At 65.8% G+C, this 18,017-nt stretch carries 16 protein-coding genes and 1 tRNA gene; 4 read left to right on the top strand and 13 right to left on the bottom strand.

Annotated features, from left to right (window positions below):
* Window positions 1-2 precede the first annotated feature (2 nt).
* The 8 genes from UCD39_RS24085 to rpsL form a co-directional block, all read right to left on the bottom strand.
* Entirely contained in the window at window positions 3-320 is a 318-nt protein-coding gene (locus UCD39_RS24085) for a 50S ribosomal protein L23 (RefSeq protein ID WP_044564206.1), read from the bottom strand.
* Window positions 317-937, bottom strand: coding sequence for a 50S ribosomal protein L4 (gene rplD, locus UCD39_RS24080; protein WP_145609111.1), 621 nt, complete (start codon window positions 935-937; stop codon window positions 317-319). The genes UCD39_RS24085 and rplD overlap by 4 nt, the downstream gene beginning before the upstream one ends.
* Window positions 938-942: 5 nt before the next feature.
* A complete protein-coding gene (gene rplC, locus UCD39_RS24075; RefSeq protein ID WP_145729958.1) occupies window positions 943-1,650 on the bottom strand; it encodes a 50S ribosomal protein L3 in 708 nt (235 codons plus the stop codon).
* A gap of 58 nt (window positions 1,651-1,708) precedes the next feature.
* Window positions 1,709-2,017, bottom strand: coding sequence for a 30S ribosomal protein S10 (gene rpsJ, locus UCD39_RS24070; RefSeq protein ID WP_040848411.1), 309 nt, complete (start codon window positions 2,015-2,017; stop codon window positions 1,709-1,711).
* A 76-nt stretch (window positions 2,018-2,093) separates the two neighbouring features.
* Window positions 2,094-3,284 (bottom strand): elongation factor Tu, encoded by a 1,191-nt coding sequence (gene tuf / locus UCD39_RS24065; protein ID WP_330498198.1) that lies wholly within the window; start codon window positions 3,282-3,284, stop codon window positions 2,094-2,096.
* 32 nt (window positions 3,285-3,316) lie between these two features.
* On the bottom strand, window positions 3,317-5,386 hold the full coding sequence (fusA, locus tag UCD39_RS24060) for an elongation factor G (protein ID WP_330498197.1): 2,070 nt from the start codon (window positions 5,384-5,386) through the stop codon (window positions 3,317-3,319).
* Window positions 5,387-5,416: 30 nt separating this feature from the next.
* Complete coding sequence (gene rpsG / locus UCD39_RS24055; RefSeq protein WP_004274237.1) at window positions 5,417-5,887, bottom strand: 30S ribosomal protein S7; 471 nt, start codon at window positions 5,885-5,887, stop codon at window positions 5,417-5,419.
* Window positions 5,888-5,898: 11 nt separating this feature from the next.
* Complete coding sequence (gene rpsL, locus UCD39_RS24050) at window positions 5,899-6,270, bottom strand: 30S ribosomal protein S12 (RefSeq protein ID WP_004274236.1); 372 nt, start codon at window positions 6,268-6,270, stop codon at window positions 5,899-5,901.
* Window positions 6,271-6,810: 540 nt separating this feature from the next.
* Here rpsL and rimO point away from each other — a divergent pair.
* The 3 genes from rimO to UCD39_RS24035 all read left to right on the top strand — a co-directional run bounded on the left by rimO (window position 6,811) and on the right by UCD39_RS24035 (window position 11,841).
* On the top strand, window positions 6,811-8,166 hold the full coding sequence (rimO, locus tag UCD39_RS24045) for a 30S ribosomal protein S12 methylthiotransferase RimO (RefSeq protein WP_330498196.1): 1,356 nt from the start codon (window positions 6,811-6,813) through the stop codon (window positions 8,164-8,166).
* Between the two features lie 148 nt (window positions 8,167-8,314).
* The gene (locus tag UCD39_RS24040; protein WP_330498195.1) at window positions 8,315-9,991 is read left to right on the top strand and encodes a M28 family peptidase; all 1,677 of its coding nucleotides are present in this window, start codon (window positions 8,315-8,317) and stop codon (window positions 9,989-9,991) included.
* 173 nt (window positions 9,992-10,164) lie between these two features.
* Window positions 10,165-11,841, top strand: a complete 1,677-nt coding sequence (locus UCD39_RS24035) for a M28 family metallopeptidase (protein WP_330498194.1) — start codon at window positions 10,165-10,167, stop codon at window positions 11,839-11,841.
* A gap of 85 nt (window positions 11,842-11,926) precedes the next feature.
* Here UCD39_RS24035 and UCD39_RS24030 read toward each other — a convergent pair whose 3' ends face one another.
* The 4 genes from UCD39_RS24030 to UCD39_RS24015 all read right to left on the bottom strand — a co-directional run bounded on the left by UCD39_RS24030 (window position 11,927) and on the right by UCD39_RS24015 (window position 16,198).
* Window positions 11,927-12,931, bottom strand: coding sequence for an LLM class flavin-dependent oxidoreductase (locus UCD39_RS24030; RefSeq protein WP_330498193.1), 1,005 nt, complete (start codon window positions 12,929-12,931; stop codon window positions 11,927-11,929).
* 113 nt (window positions 12,932-13,044) lie between these two features.
* Window positions 13,045-13,950, bottom strand: coding sequence for a phosphorylase family protein (locus tag UCD39_RS24025; RefSeq protein WP_330498192.1), 906 nt, complete (start codon window positions 13,948-13,950; stop codon window positions 13,045-13,047).
* A gap of 104 nt (window positions 13,951-14,054) precedes the next feature.
* The gene (locus tag UCD39_RS24020) at window positions 14,055-14,819 is read right to left on the bottom strand and encodes a class I SAM-dependent methyltransferase (RefSeq protein WP_330498191.1); all 765 of its coding nucleotides are present in this window, start codon (window positions 14,817-14,819) and stop codon (window positions 14,055-14,057) included.
* A 158-nt stretch (window positions 14,820-14,977) separates the two neighbouring features.
* Complete coding sequence (locus tag UCD39_RS24015) at window positions 14,978-16,198, bottom strand: FAD-dependent oxidoreductase (protein WP_330498190.1); 1,221 nt, start codon at window positions 16,196-16,198, stop codon at window positions 14,978-14,980.
* Window positions 16,199-16,497: 299 nt separating this feature from the next.
* Here UCD39_RS24015 and UCD39_RS24010 point away from each other — a divergent pair, with 299 nt between their 5' ends.
* Window positions 16,498-17,718 (top strand): ATP-binding protein, encoded by a 1,221-nt coding sequence (locus tag UCD39_RS24010; protein WP_330498189.1) that lies wholly within the window; start codon window positions 16,498-16,500, stop codon window positions 17,716-17,718.
* A 151-nt stretch (window positions 17,719-17,869) separates the two neighbouring features.
* Here the strand turns inward: UCD39_RS24010 and UCD39_RS24005 are convergent.
* Window positions 17,870-17,945, bottom strand: a tRNA-Ile gene (locus tag UCD39_RS24005).
* Window positions 17,946-18,017 lie beyond the last annotated feature (72 nt).

The following is an 18,017-nucleotide window of genomic DNA, read 5'->3' as shown; positions in this document are numbered from 1 at the left end:
CCTCACACGCCGGTGGTGACGTCGATCGTGTGCCCTTCGGCGAGGGTCACGATGGCCTTCTTGAAGTCGGACCGGCGAGCCACGATGCCCCGGAAGCGCTTGGTCTTGCCCTTCGAGACGATGGTGTTCACGGCCGTCACCTTGACCTTGAACAGGCCTTCGACGGCCTGCTTGATCTCGGGCTTCGTCGCATCCAGGGGCACCCGGAAGGTGACCTGGTTATGCTCGGAGCCCATGGTGGACTTTTCGGTGATGACGGGCGCGACGATCAGATCGTACATGCGCTCGGCGCTCACAAACGGCTTCGCGTTCTTGCTCATTTCAGGCGAGCCTCCAACTGCTCGACCGCGTTGCGGGTCAACACCAGGGTGTCGCGCCGCAGGATGTCGTACACGTTGGCGCCCTGCTCCGGCAGCACATCCACGTGCGGGATGTTGCCAGCGGCCCGGACGAAGTTCTCATCCAGGTTGGCGCCGTCGATGATCAGCACCGAGCTCAGGCCCAGCGCGCCGAACTGCTCGACCAGAGCCTTGGTCTTGTGCGTCTCGGCGCGGGCATCGTCGAGGATGACCAGCTTGCCCTCGGCGGCCTTCACCGACAGGGCGGTCTTCAGGGCCAGCTTGCGGACCTTCTTCGTCAGGTCGTGCTCATGGCTGCGCACCACCGGACCGAAGATCACCGCGCCGCCGCGGAACTGCGGCGACCGCAGGGAGCCCTGACGGGCACGGCCGGTGCCCTTCTGCTTCCACGGCTTCTTGGTCGTGCCGGAGATCTCGGAGATCCCCTTGGTCTTGTGCGTGCCCTGACGGCGCTTGGCCAGCTGCCAGTTCACCATGCGGGCCAGCAGATCGGCGCGGGCCGGCAGGCCGAACACGGCGTCGTCCAGCTCGATCTCGCCGACTTGCTCGTTCTTCAGGTTCTTAACGGTCGTCTTCATGATGCTCAGCCCTCCTGCGCGGCAGGAGCGTCCTGCGTCGGCGCACGGAAGGCGGCCGGGAAGGGAACACCCTCCGGCAGCTTCTTCTTCACGGCGTCCTTGACCAGGATGTAACCGCCTTCGGAGCCGGGGACGGCGCCGCGGACGAGGATCAGGCCGCGCTCGACATCGACCGAGACGACCTTCAGGTTCTGGGTGGTGACCTGCTCAACGCCCAGGTGACCGGCCATCTTCTTGTTCTTGAAGGTGCGGCCCGGATCCTGACGCTGACCGGTCGAACCGTGCGAACGGTGCGACACGGACACACCGTGCGTGGCGCGAAGGCCGCCGAAGTTCCAGCGCTTCATGCCACCGGCGAAGCCCTTACCGATGGTCGTCCCGGTGACGTCCACGAACTGGCCAGCAACGAAATGGTCGACGGTGATCTCCGCACCGACCTCGACCAGGGCGTCCGGGGTCACCCGGAACTCCACGGTCTTCTTCTTCGGCTCCACCTTCGCCTTGGCGAAGTGGCCGCGCTCAGCCTTCGTGACGTTCTTCACCTTGGCCTTGCCCACGCCGATCTCCAGGGCGGTGTATCCGTCCCGTTCCTCGGTCTTGTGGGAGACGACCTGGCAATTGTCGACTTTCAGCACAGTCACCGGCACGTGCTCACCCTCATCCGTGAAGATGCGGGTCATGCCGAGCTTCTGCGCGATCAAACCGGATCGCATTTTAGTCTCTTCTCCTAACAGGGGACATCCTCAGGGGAGAGGTCCCACTACTCAAAACTTACAGCTTAATCTCGACGTCGACGCCGGCGGCCAGATCGAGCTTCATCAGCGCGTCCACGGTCTGCGGGGTCGGATCGACGATGTCCAGCAGGCGCTTGTGGGTACGGATCTCGAACTGCTCACGCGACTTCTTGTCGATGTGCGGGCTGCGGTTCACCGTGAACTTCTCGACCTGGGTCGGAAGCGGGATCGGACCGCGCACCCGGGCACCGGTCCGCTTGGCCGTATTCACGATCTCGCTGGTCGACTGATCGAGCACGCGATGATCGAACGCCTTCAGGCGGATCCGGATATTCTGGCTTTCCATCGTCCTAAACCTTGGTTGGAAGCGGTGCCGTATAGCAACGGCACCGCACACCGGTCAATCAAATCAGTGGGTACTATCAGGCGATGATCTTCGCGACCACGCCGGCGCCGACGGTGCGGCCGCCTTCACGGATGGCGAAGCGCAGGCCTTCGTCCATGGCGATCGGGGCGATCAGCTCCACGGTCACCTGCACGTTGTCGCCCGGCATCACCATCTCGGTGCCTTCCGGCAGCGAGACCATGCCCGTCACGTCCGTGGTGCGGAAGTAGAACTGGGGACGGTAGTTGGTGAAGAACGGGGTGTGACGGCCGCCTTCTTCCTTCGTCAGGATGTAGGCTTCGGCCACGAACTTGGTGTGCGGGGTGATCGAGCCGGGCTTGGCCAGAACCTGACCACGCTCGACGTCTTCACGCTTCGTGCCGCGCAGCAGCGCGCCGATGTTGTCGCCAGCCTGGCCCTGGTCCAGCAGCTTGCGGAACATTTCCACGCCGGTCACGGTCGTCTTGACCGTGGTCTTCAGACCGACGATCTCGATTTCCTCGCCCACCTTCACGATGCCGCGCTCGACACGGCCGGTCACCACGGTGCCACGGCCAGAGATCGAGAACACGTCTTCGATCGGCATCAGGAAGGGCTTGTCAACCGGACGCTCCGGCTGCGGGATGTAGGCATCGACCTGCTTCATCAGCTCCAGGATGGCTTCCTTGCCGATCTCGGGGCTGCGGTCTTCCAGGGCGCACAGGGCGGAGCCCTTCACGATCGGAATGTCGTCGCCAGGGAAGTCGTAGCTGCTCAGCAGCTCGCGCACTTCCAGCTCCACCAGCTCCAGCAGCTCGGGGTCGTCGACCATGTCGACCTTGTTCATGAACACCACCAGAGCCGGCACGCCGACCTGACGGGCCAGCAGGATGTGCTCGCGGGTCTGCGGCATCGGGCCGTCGGCGGCGGACACCACCAGGATCGCGCCGTCCATCTGCGCGGCGCCGGTGATCATGTTCTTCACATAGTCGGCGTGGCCGGGGCAGTCGACGTGGGCGTAGTGACGGTTGGCCGTCTCGTACTCGACGTGGGCGGTCGAGATCGTGATGCCACGCGCCTTCTCTTCCGGCGCCTTGTCAATCTGGTCGTACGCGGTGAACGTCGCGCCACCGGTCTCAGCCAGCACCTTCGTGATCGCAGCCGTCAGCGACGTCTTGCCATGGTCAACGTGACCAATGGTGCCGATGTTGCAGTGCGGCTTGGTGCGCTCGAATTTCGCCTTCGCCATGGTTACTCTTCCTTCTCTTGACTTCTGCCAGATCAGGCCATCTTGGCGCGAACGACATCCGCGATGGCAGCCGGCACCGGCTCATAGTGGTCAAATTGCATCGAGTATTGCGCCCGGCCCTGGCTCATCGAGCGCAGGTTGTTCACATACCCAAACATGTTGGCCAGCGGGACCCTGGCAATGATGACGCGCGCATTGCCCCGCTGATCCATTCCCGTCACTTGTCCCCGGCGGCTGTTCAGGTCGCCGATGACATCACCCATGTAATCGTCGGGGGTGACCACCTCGACCGCCATCACCGGCTCCAGCAGGACGGGCTTGGCTTTCGCCATCCCTTCCCTGAAAGCGGCGCGAGCGGCCTGCTCGAACACCTCGACGGAGCTGTCGACGTCGTGAAAACCGCCGTCCACCAACTCGACCTTCAGATCGATCACCGGGAACCCGGCGATCACCCCACCGTCCTTCGCGGCATCGACGCCGCTCTGGACCCCGTGGGCGAATTCCTTGGGCAGCTTGCCGCCCGCCTTGTTCTCGAACCGGAACCCGCTGCCGGGCTCTGACGGCTCGAAGGACAGCGTCACTTGGGCGAACTGCCCCATGGCGCCGACCTGCCGCTTCAGCGTGTGGGCGACCTCAGCCTTCTGGGCGATAGTCTCCCGGTACGCCACCTGCGGCGCGCCGACATCGGCCTCAACCCGGTATTCCCGGCGCATGCGATCGACGATGATCTCCAGGTGCAACTCGCCCATGCCACCGATGACGGTTTGCCCCGTCTCGGAGTCACGACCGACGCGGAAGGACGGATCCTCCGACGCCAAACGCTGCAACGCCATCGCCATCCGGTCGTGATCCGCCTGGGTCTTAGGCTCGACCACCACCTCGATCACCGGCTCCGGGAACTCCATGCGTTCAAGCACCAGCGGCGCTTCTGGATCGCACAGGGTTTCGCCCGTCGTCGTGTCCCGCAACCCCGCCAGGGCGACGATGTCACCCGCGCAGGCCGCCTCGATCTCTTCCCGGGTGTTGGCGTGCATCAGCAACATCTTGCCGACGCTCTCCTTCTCACCCTTGCTCGCGTTCAGGACGCGATCACCGACCGCCACCCGGCCCGAGTAAACCCGGACGAAGGTGAGCGCGCCGACGAAAGGATCGTTCATGACCTTGAACGCCAGGCCGGCGAAGGGCGCCGCGTCGTCCGTCTTCCGGCTGGTCGGTTCCCCGTCCAGCGACACGCCGGCGACATCGGCGATGTCAAGCGGCGAGGGAAGAAAGTCGACAACGGCGTCCAGCATCGGCTGAACGCCTTTGTTCTTGAACGCCGATCCACACAGCACCGGAACCAGGCGCAGCGTGATCGTCCCCTTGCGGATCAGCGCCTTGAGCGCCGCCTCGTCGGGTTCCTCACCCTCGAGGTAGCGCTCGGTAGCCGCCTCATCCATTTCCACCGCTTGTTCGACCAGACGGGCGCGGTAAGCGTCCACCTGCTCGACCATCGCGGCCGGAACCTCGCTCTCGAAGAACTCGGCGCCCAGCGTCTCTTCTTTCCAGACGATGGCCTTGTTCTTCACCAGGTCGACGACGCCGGTGAAACCGGCTTCCGTCTTGATGGGAAGCTGCAGGACCGCCGCATTGGCGCCCAACCGCTCCCGGATCATCTGGACGGTGCCGAAGAAGTCGGCGCCGACCCGGTCCATCTTGTTCACGAAACACATGCGCGGCACGCGGTACTTGTCCGCCTGCCGCCACACGGTTTCCGACTGGGGCTCGACCCCGGCCACGGCGTCGAACAGCGCCACCGCACCATCCAGCACCCGCAGGGACCGTTCGACCTCAATGGTGAAGTCGACATGCCCGGGGGTGTCGATGATGTTCACCCGGTGGTCACGCCAAAAACAGGTCGTGGCCGCCGAAGTGATGGTGATGCCGCGCTCCTGCTCCTGCTCCATCCAGTCCATCGCGGCGGTGCCCTCGTGGACCTCGCCCATGCGATAAGACTTGCCGGTGTAGTACAGGATCCGCTCGGTCGTCGTCGTCTTGCCGGCATCAATGTGGGCACAGATGCCGATGTTCCGATAACGGTCGAGAGGATGGGAGCGCGCCATGATTCCTGAAGGCCTAAGCTTTTCCCAGCCTTACCACCGGTAGTGCGAGAAGGCCTTGTTGGCCTCCGCCATACGGTGGGTGTCTTCACGCTTCTTCACGGCAACGCCGCGCTGGTTGGCCGCATCCAGCAGCTCACCCGACAGACGCTCGGTCATCGTGTTTTCCGACCGGCCGCGAGCGGCGGCGATCAGCCAACGGATGGCCAGGGCCTGGGCGCGGTCCTGACGGACCTCAACCGGCACCTGGTAGGTCGCACCGCCGACGCGGCGGGAACGCACTTCCAGGTAGGGACGAACGTTGTTCAGGGCGTCGTGGAACAGCTGAATGGGATCAGCCTTCACCTTGCCCTCGATACGCTCCAGAGCGCCGTACACGATCTGCTCGGCGACGGACTTCTTACCGTCGTACATCAGGCAGTTCATGAACTTCGTCAGCACGATATCGCCATACTTGGCGTCCGGCAGGACTTCACGCTTCTCGGCGCGACGACGACGGGACATGAGATAACTCCTTACTTCGGACGCTTGGCGCCGTACTTGGACCGGCGCTGGCGACGGTCCTTCACGCCCTGGGTATCCAACGAACCGCGGATGATGTGATAGCGCACGCCGGGAAGGTCCTTCACACGGCCGCCGCGGATCATCACCACGGAGTGTTCCTGCAGGTTGTGACCCTCGCCCGGGATGTAGCTGATGACCTCGTGGCCGTTGGTCAGCCGCACGCGGGCGACCTTACGCAGCGCCGAGTTCGGCTTCTTCGGGGTGGTCGTGTAGACGCGCGTGCAGACACCGCGCTTCTGGGGGCATTCCTGCAACGCCGGGACCTTGTCCCGCTCCGGCACGCCCTCACGGGACTTGCGGATCAACTGGTTGATCGTCGGCATCTACCGCTCTCGGTTCACAGTTCCAACAACAAGGCACCCAAACCCATGCCCCGAACGACGAAAGTCCCGTCACGAAGCACCAACTGGCTCCGCGCGGGCCTTGCAAACGCCGTCCGAACAAGGACTCGGGTGCGGCTATACAGATTTTCGAGGGGGTCTTTTTGAGAGACAGCGTCTAGCCCGCAAGGGCGGCCTACAGCCTGCCCCTCGAAAAATGTGGGCGGACTATATGGAGGTCGGCCCCGCCCGTCAAGCGCCCTACACGTAAAAATACAGGGCAAGCCGTGCGTGCAGGACAGGGGGCGGCCCCACATTTGCGGACCCCTCCCCTGCGCCTCTGGCACGCGCTCCCAACAGCGCGGGGGATGGGCAAACGGGCCCGGTGCCGCTATATACCCGGGCCAGACGGGTGCCCGCGCCACCAGGGGCGGACGCTCACCTTATAGTATAGAGTAAGCGCGCTTTCGAGAGAGACCTCCGCCGACCGCATGCGGCGCGAGGCGTCGCCGATGGCGCCCTTTTGGATTCCCGAGCGCCGCCATGAGCAAGCCCACCCTCATCACCACGCCCCCCTCCCCGACTGGCGCGCCCAAGGTCGGCATCGTCAGCCTGGGCTGCCCCAAGGCGCTGGTGGACAGCGAACGCATCCTGACCAAGCTGCGCTCGGAAGGGTATGAGGTGTCGCCCAGCTATGACGACGCCGATGTGGTGCTGGTCAACACCTGCGGCTTCCTGGACAGCGCCAAGCAGGAAAGCCTGGACGCCATCGGCGAGGCCATGCGCGAGAACGGCCGCGTCATCGTCACCGGCTGCATGGGCGTGGAAGAGGGCCGCATCCGGCAGATGTACCCCAACGTGCTGGCCGTCACCGGCCCCCACCAGTATGAGCAGGTGGTGTCGGCGGTGCATGACCACCTGCCCCCGGTGCACAATCCCTACACCGACCTGGTGCCGCCCGAGGGCCTGCGCCTGACGCCGCGCCACTACGCCTATCTGAAGATTTCCGAGGGCTGCAACCACCGCTGCAGCTTCTGCATCATCCCGTCGCTGCGCGGCGACTTGGCCAGCCGGCCGGCCGGCAACGTGCTGCGGGAGGCGGAGCGGCTGGTGAACGCCGGCGTGCGCGAACTGATGGTCATCTCCCAGGACACCAGCGCCTATGGCCTGGACCTGCGCCACGCCGAGAGCGAGTTCAAGGGCCGCAAAGTCCGCGCCCACATGACTGATCTGGCCCGCGAGCTGGGCGGTTTGGGCGCCTGGGTGCGCCTTCACTACGTTTACCCCTACCCGCATGTGGACGAGGTCATCCCCTTGATGGCGGAGGGCCTGGTGCTGCCCTATCTGGACATCCCTTTCCAGCACGCCAGCCCCAATGTGCTGAAGGCCATGAAGCGGCCGGCCAACCAAGAAAAGGTACTGGACCGGATTCGCGGCTGGCGCGAGGTTTGCCCCGACCTGACCATCCGCTCCACCTTCATCGTCGGCTTCCCCGGCGAGACGGAGCAGGATTTCCAGTTCCTGCTGGACTGGCTGTCGGAAGCCAAGATCGACCGGCTGGGCTGCTTCAAGTATGAGGCCGTGGACGGCGCCCCCGCCAACGCCCTTGAGGGCGCCGTGCCCGAAGAGGTGAAGGAGGAGCGCTGGAACCGCCTGATGGCCCACCAGCAGGCCATCAGCGAGGAGCGCATGCAGGCCAAGGTGGGCCGTACCATCGATGTCATCATCGACGAGGTGGATGAGGAGGGCGCCATCGGCCGGTCCGCGGCGGACGCGCCGGAAATCGACGGCAGCGTCTTCCTGAACGGCGACACCAGCGTGGCGGTGGGCGACATCGTCCAGGTGACGGTAGAACATGCCGAGGAATACGACCTGTGGGGCACCCGCGTCGACGCCTGACGCCCTTATCCAATATCCAACTTTCGTCAGACTCCCCGCCCCAGGCCATGGCATCCCGAGCGGTACATCCGTATGCTGCCGCCCCAAGCGGCGCCATCGCGGATGTGCCCGGTCGGCGCCATGGCCAAGATAATGGGGATTCACGCTTATGGGAGTGAGACCACGCACAGGCACGGCGGCACTGTTCGCCGCAGTCCTGGCGATCAATCTAGGGAGCCCGTCCACGGGGCAGGCGAAGGACGCCGCCCCGGTAACGCCCGAGGCCCTGTCGGCCCACGTCAAAATCCTCGCCTCCGACGACTTCCAGGGCCGCAAGCCTGGAACGGTGGGTGAGGAGAAGACCATCGCCTATATCCAGGACCAGTTCAAAAAGGTCGGCCTGAAGCCGGCACCCGGCGCCCAGGGCTACCTTCAGGACGTGCCCATGACGGAGATCACCAGCAAGGCCGACGGCCCCCTGGTGTTCACGGCGACGGGCAAGGACGGCCAGGTCAAGACGCTGTCCTACGAGTATTTCAGCCAGATGATCGTCTGGAACCGGCAGCGCACCGCGCATGCCGAGGTCAAGGGCAGCGACCTGGTCTTCGTCGGCTATGGCATCACCGCCCCCGAGTTCGGCTGGGACGACTATGCCGGCGTCGACGTGAAGGGCAAGACGGTGGTCATCCTGGTCAACGATCCCGGATTCGCCACCGGCGACCCCGCCCTGTTCGGCGGCGGCGCCATGACCTGGTACGGTCGTTGGCCCTACAAATATGAAGAGGCGGCCCGCCATGGCGCCGCCGCCGCCATCATCGTCCACGAGACCCGCGCGGCCGGCTATCCCTGGGGCGTGGTCGCCAACAGCAACAGCGTGCCCAAGCTGACCCTGATGCCGGCCGATGGCGGCCTGCAGAGTCGTTCGGCCGTCGAAGGCTGGGTGCAGTTGGACGTGGCCAAGGAGCTGTTCGCAGCCGCCGGCCTGGACTATTCCACCCTCAAGGACAGCGCCGCCCGGCGCGGCTTCAAGGCCGTGCCCTTGACCGCCAAGATGTCGGTGGGCATCACCCCCGTCGTACGCGATGTCATCTCGCACAACGTGGTGGGCATCGTTCCCGGCGCGAAGCGCCCGGATGAGGTGGTGCTGATCGGCGCCCATTGGGACCACCTGGGCGTGGGCCCGGCGGTGAACGGCGACACCATCTATAACGGCGCGCTGGACAATGCCACGGGGATCGCCGGCCTGATCGAGATGGCCAAGCGCTACACCCATGCCCCCAAGCCGGACCGCACCCTGCTGTTCATCGCCTACACGGCGGAGGAGCAGGGTCTGCTGGGCTCCGAATATTATGCCCAGCACCCGCTGTACCCGGCGGGCAAGACCGTGGCCGGCTTCAACATGGACGGCCTGGGCGTGCTGGGCCCGGTGCACGACGTGGTGCTGGTCGGCGGCAAGAAGTCCGACCTGGAGGAACGGCTGAAGGCCTGGACCGATGCCCACGGCATGGTCGTGAACCCCGAGCCCTTCCCCGAGCGCGGCTATTACTACCGCTCCGACCATTTCAACCTGGCCAAGGTCGGCATTCCCGTGATCGACGCCAGCATGGGCATCGACAGCGTGGAGCATGGGGCCGAGTGGGGCAAGGCGAAGGAGGAAGAGTACACCCGCCTGCACTACCACCAGCCGTCGGACGAATGGTCGCCGGCGATGGACCTGCGTGGCGGCGCCGTCGAGGTCAACATGTGGTACGACATCAGCCGCGCCCTGGCCACCAGCGACGCCTGGCCCAAATGGTACGACAAGGCCGAGTTCAAGGCCGCCCGGGACAAGTCCCAGGGCAAATGAGTATAAGGGCCGCAGGCGCCCTGGCAGGGGGTGCGGGCGGCCTTTTTCAGTCGGGGAAGCGGCCCAGCGGGGCCGTAACCTTGCCGGCGCCTGTAACCCCAGGCAGGGGGTATGGGCGGTTTGAGGGACGCCAATGGACGCGCCCCGGGAAAGATAAGGAACGCAAGAAACCCATGCGAACCCACACCAGACGCGCCCGCCTGCTGAAAGGCACGGCGGCGCTGGCTCTCGCAGTGGCCATGGCCCTGCCGGCGGTGGCGACCGCCAAGGCCACCAAGGATGTGGCGCCGGTGACGGCCCAGGCCCTGTCCGATCACATCCGCATCCTGGCATCCGATGACTTCCAAGGCCGCAAGCCGGGCACGGAGGGCGAGGCCAAGGCCATCGCCTACATTCAGGACCAGTTCAAGAAGATCGGCCTGACCCCCGCCGTGGACGGCAGTTATCTGCAGGACGTCCCCCTGACGGAGATCGTCAGCAAGGCCGACGGCCCCATGGTCATCACCGGCCCCAAGGCGGAGCCGCTGTCGCTGGCGTATTTCAGCGACATGATCGTCTGGACCCGCCAGCGCACGCCCCATGTCCAGGTCAAGGACAATGACATGGTGTTCGTGGGCTACGGCATCACCGCCCCCGAATTCGGCTGGGACGACTATGCCGGCGTCGACGTGCGCGGCAAGACGGTGGTCATCCTGGTGAACGATCCCGGCTACGCCACCGGCGACCCCAAGCTGTTCGGCGGCGGCGCCATGACCTGGTACGGCCGCTGGATCTACAAGTTCGAGGAGGCCGCCCGCCACGGCGCCACCGCCGCCATCATCGTGCATGAGACGCGCGCCGCGGGTTACCCATGGGGCGTGGTCGCCAATGGCGGCAGCATTCCCAAGCTGACCTTGATGCCGGCCGACGGCGGGCTGAAAAGCCGTTCCGCCGTGGAGGGTTGGATTCAGCTGGACCAGGCCAAGGCCCTGTTCCAGGCGGCCGGGCTGGACTTCAACACGCTTAAGGACAGCGCCGCCCGGCGGGGGTTCAAGGCCGTGCCCCTGCCCCTCAAGATGTCGGTCGGCATCACGCCGACGGAGCGTGACGTCGTCTCCCACAACGTCATCGGCACCATTCCGGGCGCCAAACGTGCCGATGAGATGGTGCTGATCGGCGCGCATTGGGACCATTTGGGCATCGGCCCGGCCATCGACGGCGACACCATCTATCACGGCGCCATGGACAACGCCTCCGGCGTCGCCGGCCTGATCGAGCTGGCCAAGCGCTACACCAAGGGCCCGAAGCCGGACCGCACCCTGCTGTTCATCGCCTACACTGCCGAGGAACAGGGCCTGCTGGGCTCGGAATACTACGCCCAGCATCCGCTGTTCGCGCCCAACAAGACGGTCGCGGGCTTCAACATGGACATGCTGAGCAGCGTGGGCCTGACCCGCGACATCGTGCTGGTGGGCGGGCACAAGTCCGATCTGGAGGATAGGCTGAAGGCCTGGACCGACGCCCACATGATGGCCCTGAACCCCGAGCCCTTTCCCGAGCGCGGCTACTACTACCGCTCCGACCACTTCAACCTGGCCAAGGTCGGCATCCCAGTGATCTATGCCCACAGCGGCATCGACAGCGTGGCGCACGGTGCCGAATGGGGCAAGGCGAAGGAGGATGAGTTCACGCGCCTCCACTACCACCAGCCATCGGACAAATGGTCGCCCGACCTGGACCTCAGCGGCGGCGCGATGGAGGTCAACATGATCTATGACCTCAGCCGCCCGCTGGCCTTCGGCACCGATTGGCCGAAATGGTACGACAAGGCCGAGTTCAAGGCCGCCCGCGACAAGTCCATGGGCAAGTAGACGCATGATGTGACGAGAAGGGCCGCATCCCCACGCCGGAGATGCGGCCCTTTCTTATTCCACGTTCGGGTTGTCGCGCGGTGCCTCAGTTGATACGCGGCGCCAGCCCGGCCACCTGGGCCGTGATCTCGAACGACCGCCGCCGGGCGGCATGGTCGTGGATGGCGGCGGTCACCATGATCTCGTCGGCGCCGGTCTGTTGCAGGATGGCGCCAAGGCCATGGCGCACCGTTTCCGGCCCACCCACAACGGAATAGCGCAACGCCTGGTCGGCCCAGGCGCGCTCCTCCGGGCTCCACTGCACGCCGGGCTGCGGTGGGCGCAAGGGGCCGGGGTTGCCGCGGGCCAAAGCCACGAACCGATCCTGCAGGGAGGTGAACAGCACCTCCGCCTCGCGGTCCGTGTCGGCGGCGAAGACGTTCACTCCCACCATGGCATGAGGCTTGGGGTTGGCGGCGGTGGGCTTGTAATGCTGGCGGTAGACGTGCAGCGCCTCCAGCAACTGGGATGGGGCGAAGTGGGAGGCGAAGGCGTAGGGCAACCCCAACTCCGCCGCCAGCCGTGCGCCGAAGGTGCTGGAGCCCAGAATCCAGATCGGCACGTCCAGGCCGGCGCCGGGGACGGCGCGCACCGCCTGCCCCGGCTGGGCCGGGCGGAAATAGGCCTGCAGTTCCTGCACGTCGCGGGGGAAGTTGTCGCCGTTGTCCGTCCGGTCGCGGCGCAGCGCCCAGGCGGTGCGCTGGTCACTGCCCGGCGCGCGGCCTAAGCCTAGGTCAATACGCCCAGGATAGAGGGATTCCAGCGTGCCGAACTGTTCCGCGATCACCAGCGGGGCATGGTTGGGCAGCATGATGCCGCCGGCGCCCACGCGGATACTTTTGGTGCCGCCGGCGATGTAGCCGATGACAACGGCGGTGGCGGCGCTGGCGATGCCCGTCATGTTGTGGTGTTCCGCCACCCAGAAACGGCGGTAGCCCAAGGCCTCCGCATGGCGGGCCAAGTCCAGGGTGTTGCGCAAAGCCTGCGCGGCGGTGCCACCCTCGACGATGGGGGAAAGGTCCAGAACGGACAGGGGAATGGGAAGCGACACGGGGGGACCGGCCCTTTCTTCGAACCACGACAGAACTGCCAAGGGTTAGCTAAGCATGCCCGCACGGCTTTTCGAGGTGAGGCCGGTCACAGGTGTCCTTCCCTCCAGCACCCTCAAGGGGTGGTCACCGCCGCCACCGCCACCTTGAACGCCGCCAGTTCCAGGGCGTCCAGGTCGCCGTCCCACAGCGATTGGTGCAGGCGCCCGTCCTCATTGACCAGGCGGTCGGACCCCACCACGACGCTGGCGGCCTTCAGGCCCATAAGGGTGGCCAGGGTGAAGAACGGCCCCTCCTCCATCTCCACGAAGGTGGGCTTGTCCGGGCCCTTGATGGCCAGCAGGTCGCGCAGGATGCTGCCTGGCTGGAAATAATAGATGGGCATGGTGTAGCCGATGCCCCGGGCGCTGGGCAGGCCGGAGCGGGCGGCGGCGGCGCGCACGCGGGCGGTGAAGTCCTTATCCGGGCGCGCCACCTGCTGCCGCGCGTCGGGGGCCAGCAGGAAGGCGCCACCATCGCGGTAGGAGCCGTCGGACACGATGATCTGGCCATAGGGCACGTCCGGCGACAGCAGGCCCGCTGTCCCGACATGGATCACCCGGCGGGCCCCCAGGGCCTGCAACTCCGCCACCTGGGTGGTGATGCCGCCGGCGCCGGGCAGGCCGCGCACCACGGTGAAGGGCGTCGTGCCCGGCTTGCGCACCACCCACAGGTCGGTGGGGTCGGTGAAGCCGTAGGACAGGTGGGTGTAGTGGCCCTGGAATCCCGCCTGGTCCAGGTAGGACTCGATATCCACCCGGTGCAGCACGATGGCGTCGGCGGGGAAATCGTCCAGCTCGCCATGGACGAAGCGGTTCTTGCGCAGCCAGGCGACCTCATCGGCCGGGGTGTTCAAGCGTTCTTCATGGCCATGGTGGGCATAACCGCCCAGCACCTGATAGGGCGTTTCCGCCGCCCCGGCGGCCCCCATCAGGCCCATCATCCCCAGCGCCGCGATCAGCGCCACCATCCCCTTCGCCATGCCCTGTTCCCCTTATTGTGTAGAGGGGAAAAGGGTCCGCAAAAACAAGGGGCTGCGCAATGGGCAAAGTGCCATGGGCGCAGCCCCGTCGTGAGCGACAGCGCTTATTTGGGCTTGCGGAACTTGAAGACGAACTGGTCGGTATGACCGCGCAGGGCGGGATCGAACACCTTCAGGGTGTGGTTGTCCGCCGTGTTGCGCAGGGCGTCGTCCTGGCCATCGAGCACGAAGCCCGCCGCCTCCACCTCCTTCTTCACCGTTTCGGGGTCGATACGATGCAGGGTGTTGGCGTCGCGCAGGCCGGACCCCGCCTCCGCCGCATGGTCCAGCACGATGTACACGCCGCCGGGCTTCAGGGCGTTGAAGACGGCCTTGTTCACCGCCGCCGCCGTCTCGGCCCCCATGAAGGCGTGGACGTCGTGGTAATTCTGCGAGGTCCAGACCACGTCCACCTTCTCCGGCAGGGACAGGGCGGCGGCCGGCTCGACCAGGGGGACGATGTTGCCATAGGCCTTGTCCTCGGCCAGGGCCTTCTGCCCGTCGACGGCCTTTTGCGACCGGCTGGCGATCTCGCCGGGCAGCAGGGAATAGACGCGGCCCTTGGGCCCCACGGCCTTGGCGAACAGGCGGGTGAAATAGCCCGCACCCGGCATGAAATCCACCACCTTGTCACCCGGCTTCACCCCGGCGAAGGCCAGCATCTCCGCCGGCTTGCGGTCGGCATCGCGGTCCTTGTCGGCCTGCGGGCGGCTGGCATCGGCGACGGCGGCGGTGATGGCGGGCGACGGCGCGGTGGCGGCGCCGGCGCTGAGCGCCAGGCTGGACGCGACCAGCCCCAAGGCCAGCGCGATAACGGAAACGCGAGACATGGTACCCTTCCCTCCCTGAATGTCAGCCGGGGCCTGGACGGCCCCCATCTTTTGGCTCAGTTTGAACCCTTGGGGCACACGGCTGCCGCTAGAAAGTGCGGCGCCGCGGCCATAAATCAATCCCGCCTCGCGGGAAAGTTTGATGCCGGGATGGGCGATCAGCCGATGGCCGGCGGCGGGAACAGGCTGGCGATGGTGCGCACCGCCTGCTCGGCCAGGGGGCGGTCGGGCTCCACGCTGTCGTCGCCATAGCCGTAATAGTCGTCCGGCCCGATGACCTGGAAGACGAAGCCATCGCGCCGGGGCACGAAGGACACGCCGTTGTAGTACAGGCCATAGTGCACATCGTCCTGCGGGATCATGCGCGCCAACTGGCCGCGCACCGGCACGATGGAGGTGTCGCCCATCAGGGCGCGGGCGCCATAGCCGGTGCAGTTCACCAGCACCTTCTGCGGCAGCCTGGCGAAATCCGCCGGCGTGTGGAACTCCTGCACCTCGATGCGGCCGCCGTTGGCGTGGAAATCGTCCAGCAGCAGGCGGGCGTAACTGGAGATGTTGAACACCATGTTCGTGCCGCGCCGCACGACCCGGCGGCCAAAGGGATGCAGGCCGGCGGGCACCTCGACGGGGTGCGGCGTCAGGGTGGGCAGCAAATCGTGCTGCAAGCTGTCGGCGAAGGGGGGCCGGGTGTCGGTCCCCTCCTCCTGCCGCTCGTGGCTGGCCGGGTCGGCCACGTTATAGTTGTCCACCCACTCGATCGGCGTTCCGGGCAGCCCCAGCAGGCTTTGGTAGGCCTGGAAGGAGGTCTGGCACATGCGCGCCCACAGCGCCTTGAACTCCGGCGTGGCGTACTGTTCCAGGCAGATGCGCGAATCCGGCGACCACACGCCGGTAGCCAGGCTGGACCGGGTGTCGGGCGGCAGATCCTTGGCATAGATGGTGACCTTGGCGCCGGCGCGCTGCAGTTGCAGCGCCGTGGTCAGGCCGATTGCGCCGCAGCCGATGACGGCGATGTCGCGCTCGCCCAGGGCCATGGCCCTTTCGGTGGCGACCAGCCCCGTACCCCAGGACAGGGACCAGCCGCTGCCGCCATGGCCATAGTGATGCACCACCAGCTTCTGGCCGATGCGCTCCACCTCCAGCCGGGGGCCCTGGGGGCGGAAGGGGCGCGTGCAGACGGTGACGCGGGTGATGCGGTCGGGCGTGGCCCGGATGGGCGTGAGCATCAGGGGCGACCGCGCCGCTTCGGAGATGCCGCCATGCCGCCCATCCTCCCCCTTGACCGCGCAGCCCGCGAGCGCCAGGGCGGCACCCGCCCCCATCAACACAGTGCGCCGGCCCATCCCGCCGGCCAGACCGTCCCAGCGCTCAACCGCCATGCCATCCCCCTTATCGTTACCGGACGGCATCCAGGGCCGCGTAGGCAAAGACGATACGGGAAAAGAGGGACTTGAGAAATCAGGACTTGGCGAGAGGGCGGGACACGGCATATCGCGAGCGGCGGGACCTGGCGGCCGCCATGTTCGAAAAGATCACCCCCTGGCGCGGGACTGATTCCGCCACGGACGGGCGGCCCGTGGCCGCCAGATAGCACCCATGTGACTCCCAATTGGCGGATGGTTGACTTCCAATCAGCCGACGCTGATAGTCCCAATCAGCCGGCGCTTTGAGGGTAAGCATGTTCGAGCGGTTTGTGGCGCATCGGGTGGAGGAATCCCTTTCCGACACCCCCGTCGTCCTGGTCGTGGGGCCGCGCCGGGCCGGCAAGACCACGCTCGTCCGCAAGATGGGAACGGACAGCCGCACCTATATCACGCTCGATGATCAAACCGCCCTCGCCGCCGCCCAATCCGATCCGGCTGGATTCATCCGGGGCCTGGATCAGGCCATCATCGATGAGGTGCAGCGCGCGCCAGACCTGTTGCTGGCGATCAAGAGGACCATTGATGAGGACTATCGCCCAGGCCGCTTCCTGCTCACGGGCTCCGCCAACGTACTCACCCTGCCCAAGATCGCCGATAGCCTGGCGGGGCGGATGGAAACCATCCGGATGCTGCCGTTGGCCAGGGCCGAAATCGCTGGCCGGACGCCCAGCTTCCTGGAACGCCTGTTCGAGGGCAGGCTAAGCCCTCAACCAGACGCGCTGGTCGGTGACGATATGGTCCGCCTCGTACTGGCCGGGAGCTACCCGGAAGCGATCAGCCGCGACAGCGAACGGCGCCGACAAGATTGGGCGCGCGCCTACCTCACATCGATCCTGACGCGGGACCTGCGGGACATCGCCGATGTGGAAAAGCTCACCGAACTGCCGAAATTCGTGCGCCTGCTGGCCGAGCACGCCGGCCAGTTGGTCAACTACTCGCAATTCGGCGCGGGCATCAACGTCAGCCACAAGACCGGCCAGCGCTACGTCGGGCTATTGGAGCAGGTTTTCCTGGTCGCGACGGTGCAGCCCTGGTTCGCCAACGCCCTGAAGCGAATCATCAAGACGCCGAAACTGCATTTCCTGGATTCCGGCCTGCTGGCGACCGTGCGGGGGCTTACGTTCGACCGGATAAAGGCTGACCGCACGGCCTTCGGCGCCCTGCTGGAAAGCTTCGTCTTCTCGGAAGTGCTGAAGCTCATCAGCGGCTCAGACCTGCGGGTGACCGCCCACCATTTCCGGGACCGCGACGGCCGCGAGGTGGATGTCGTCCTGGAGCGCGATGATGGGATGATCGTCGGCATCGAGGTCAAGGCCAGCGCCACCGTCAAGGCCACCGATTTCACCGGCCTGAAGGCGTTAGCTGAAGCCTGCAGGGAGCGGTTCGCTTATGGCGTCATCCTATATGACAGCGCCGACTTCGTTCCCTTTGGGGACAAGCTGGCCGCCGCGCCGCTCTCGTGTTTGTGGGACTGAATTGGCGTGTCGAAAAAAGCTCGCAAACGGGCCGTACCAAGACGGTAATGACTTGACCGTCCTCGAATGTTCGCCCCCGCGTTTTGCACTTAAAGCTCACTTATGAGCCTAGAGCGCATCCCGCCGCCAATGGCTATGCCTTTGAAAAAAGTGGTGGGCCCGGCAGGATTCGAACCTGCAACCAGACCGTTATGAGCGGCCGGCTCTAACCGTTGAGCTACAGGCCCACGCGGGCCGCACTTTGCCGGGTGCGGCGGCGGCATGCAACACCCTTCATCAATTTTTTACGACAGCCGCCA

The sequence above is a fragment of the Nitrospirillum karajorum genome, from assembly GCF_036348415.1.
In the GTDB taxonomy this organism is placed as follows: domain Bacteria; phylum Pseudomonadota; class Alphaproteobacteria; order Azospirillales; family Azospirillaceae; genus Nitrospirillum; species Nitrospirillum amazonense_B.
Note: the sequence above shows the minus strand (reverse complement) of the source record. Positions and strands in the feature narration are given on the sequence as shown.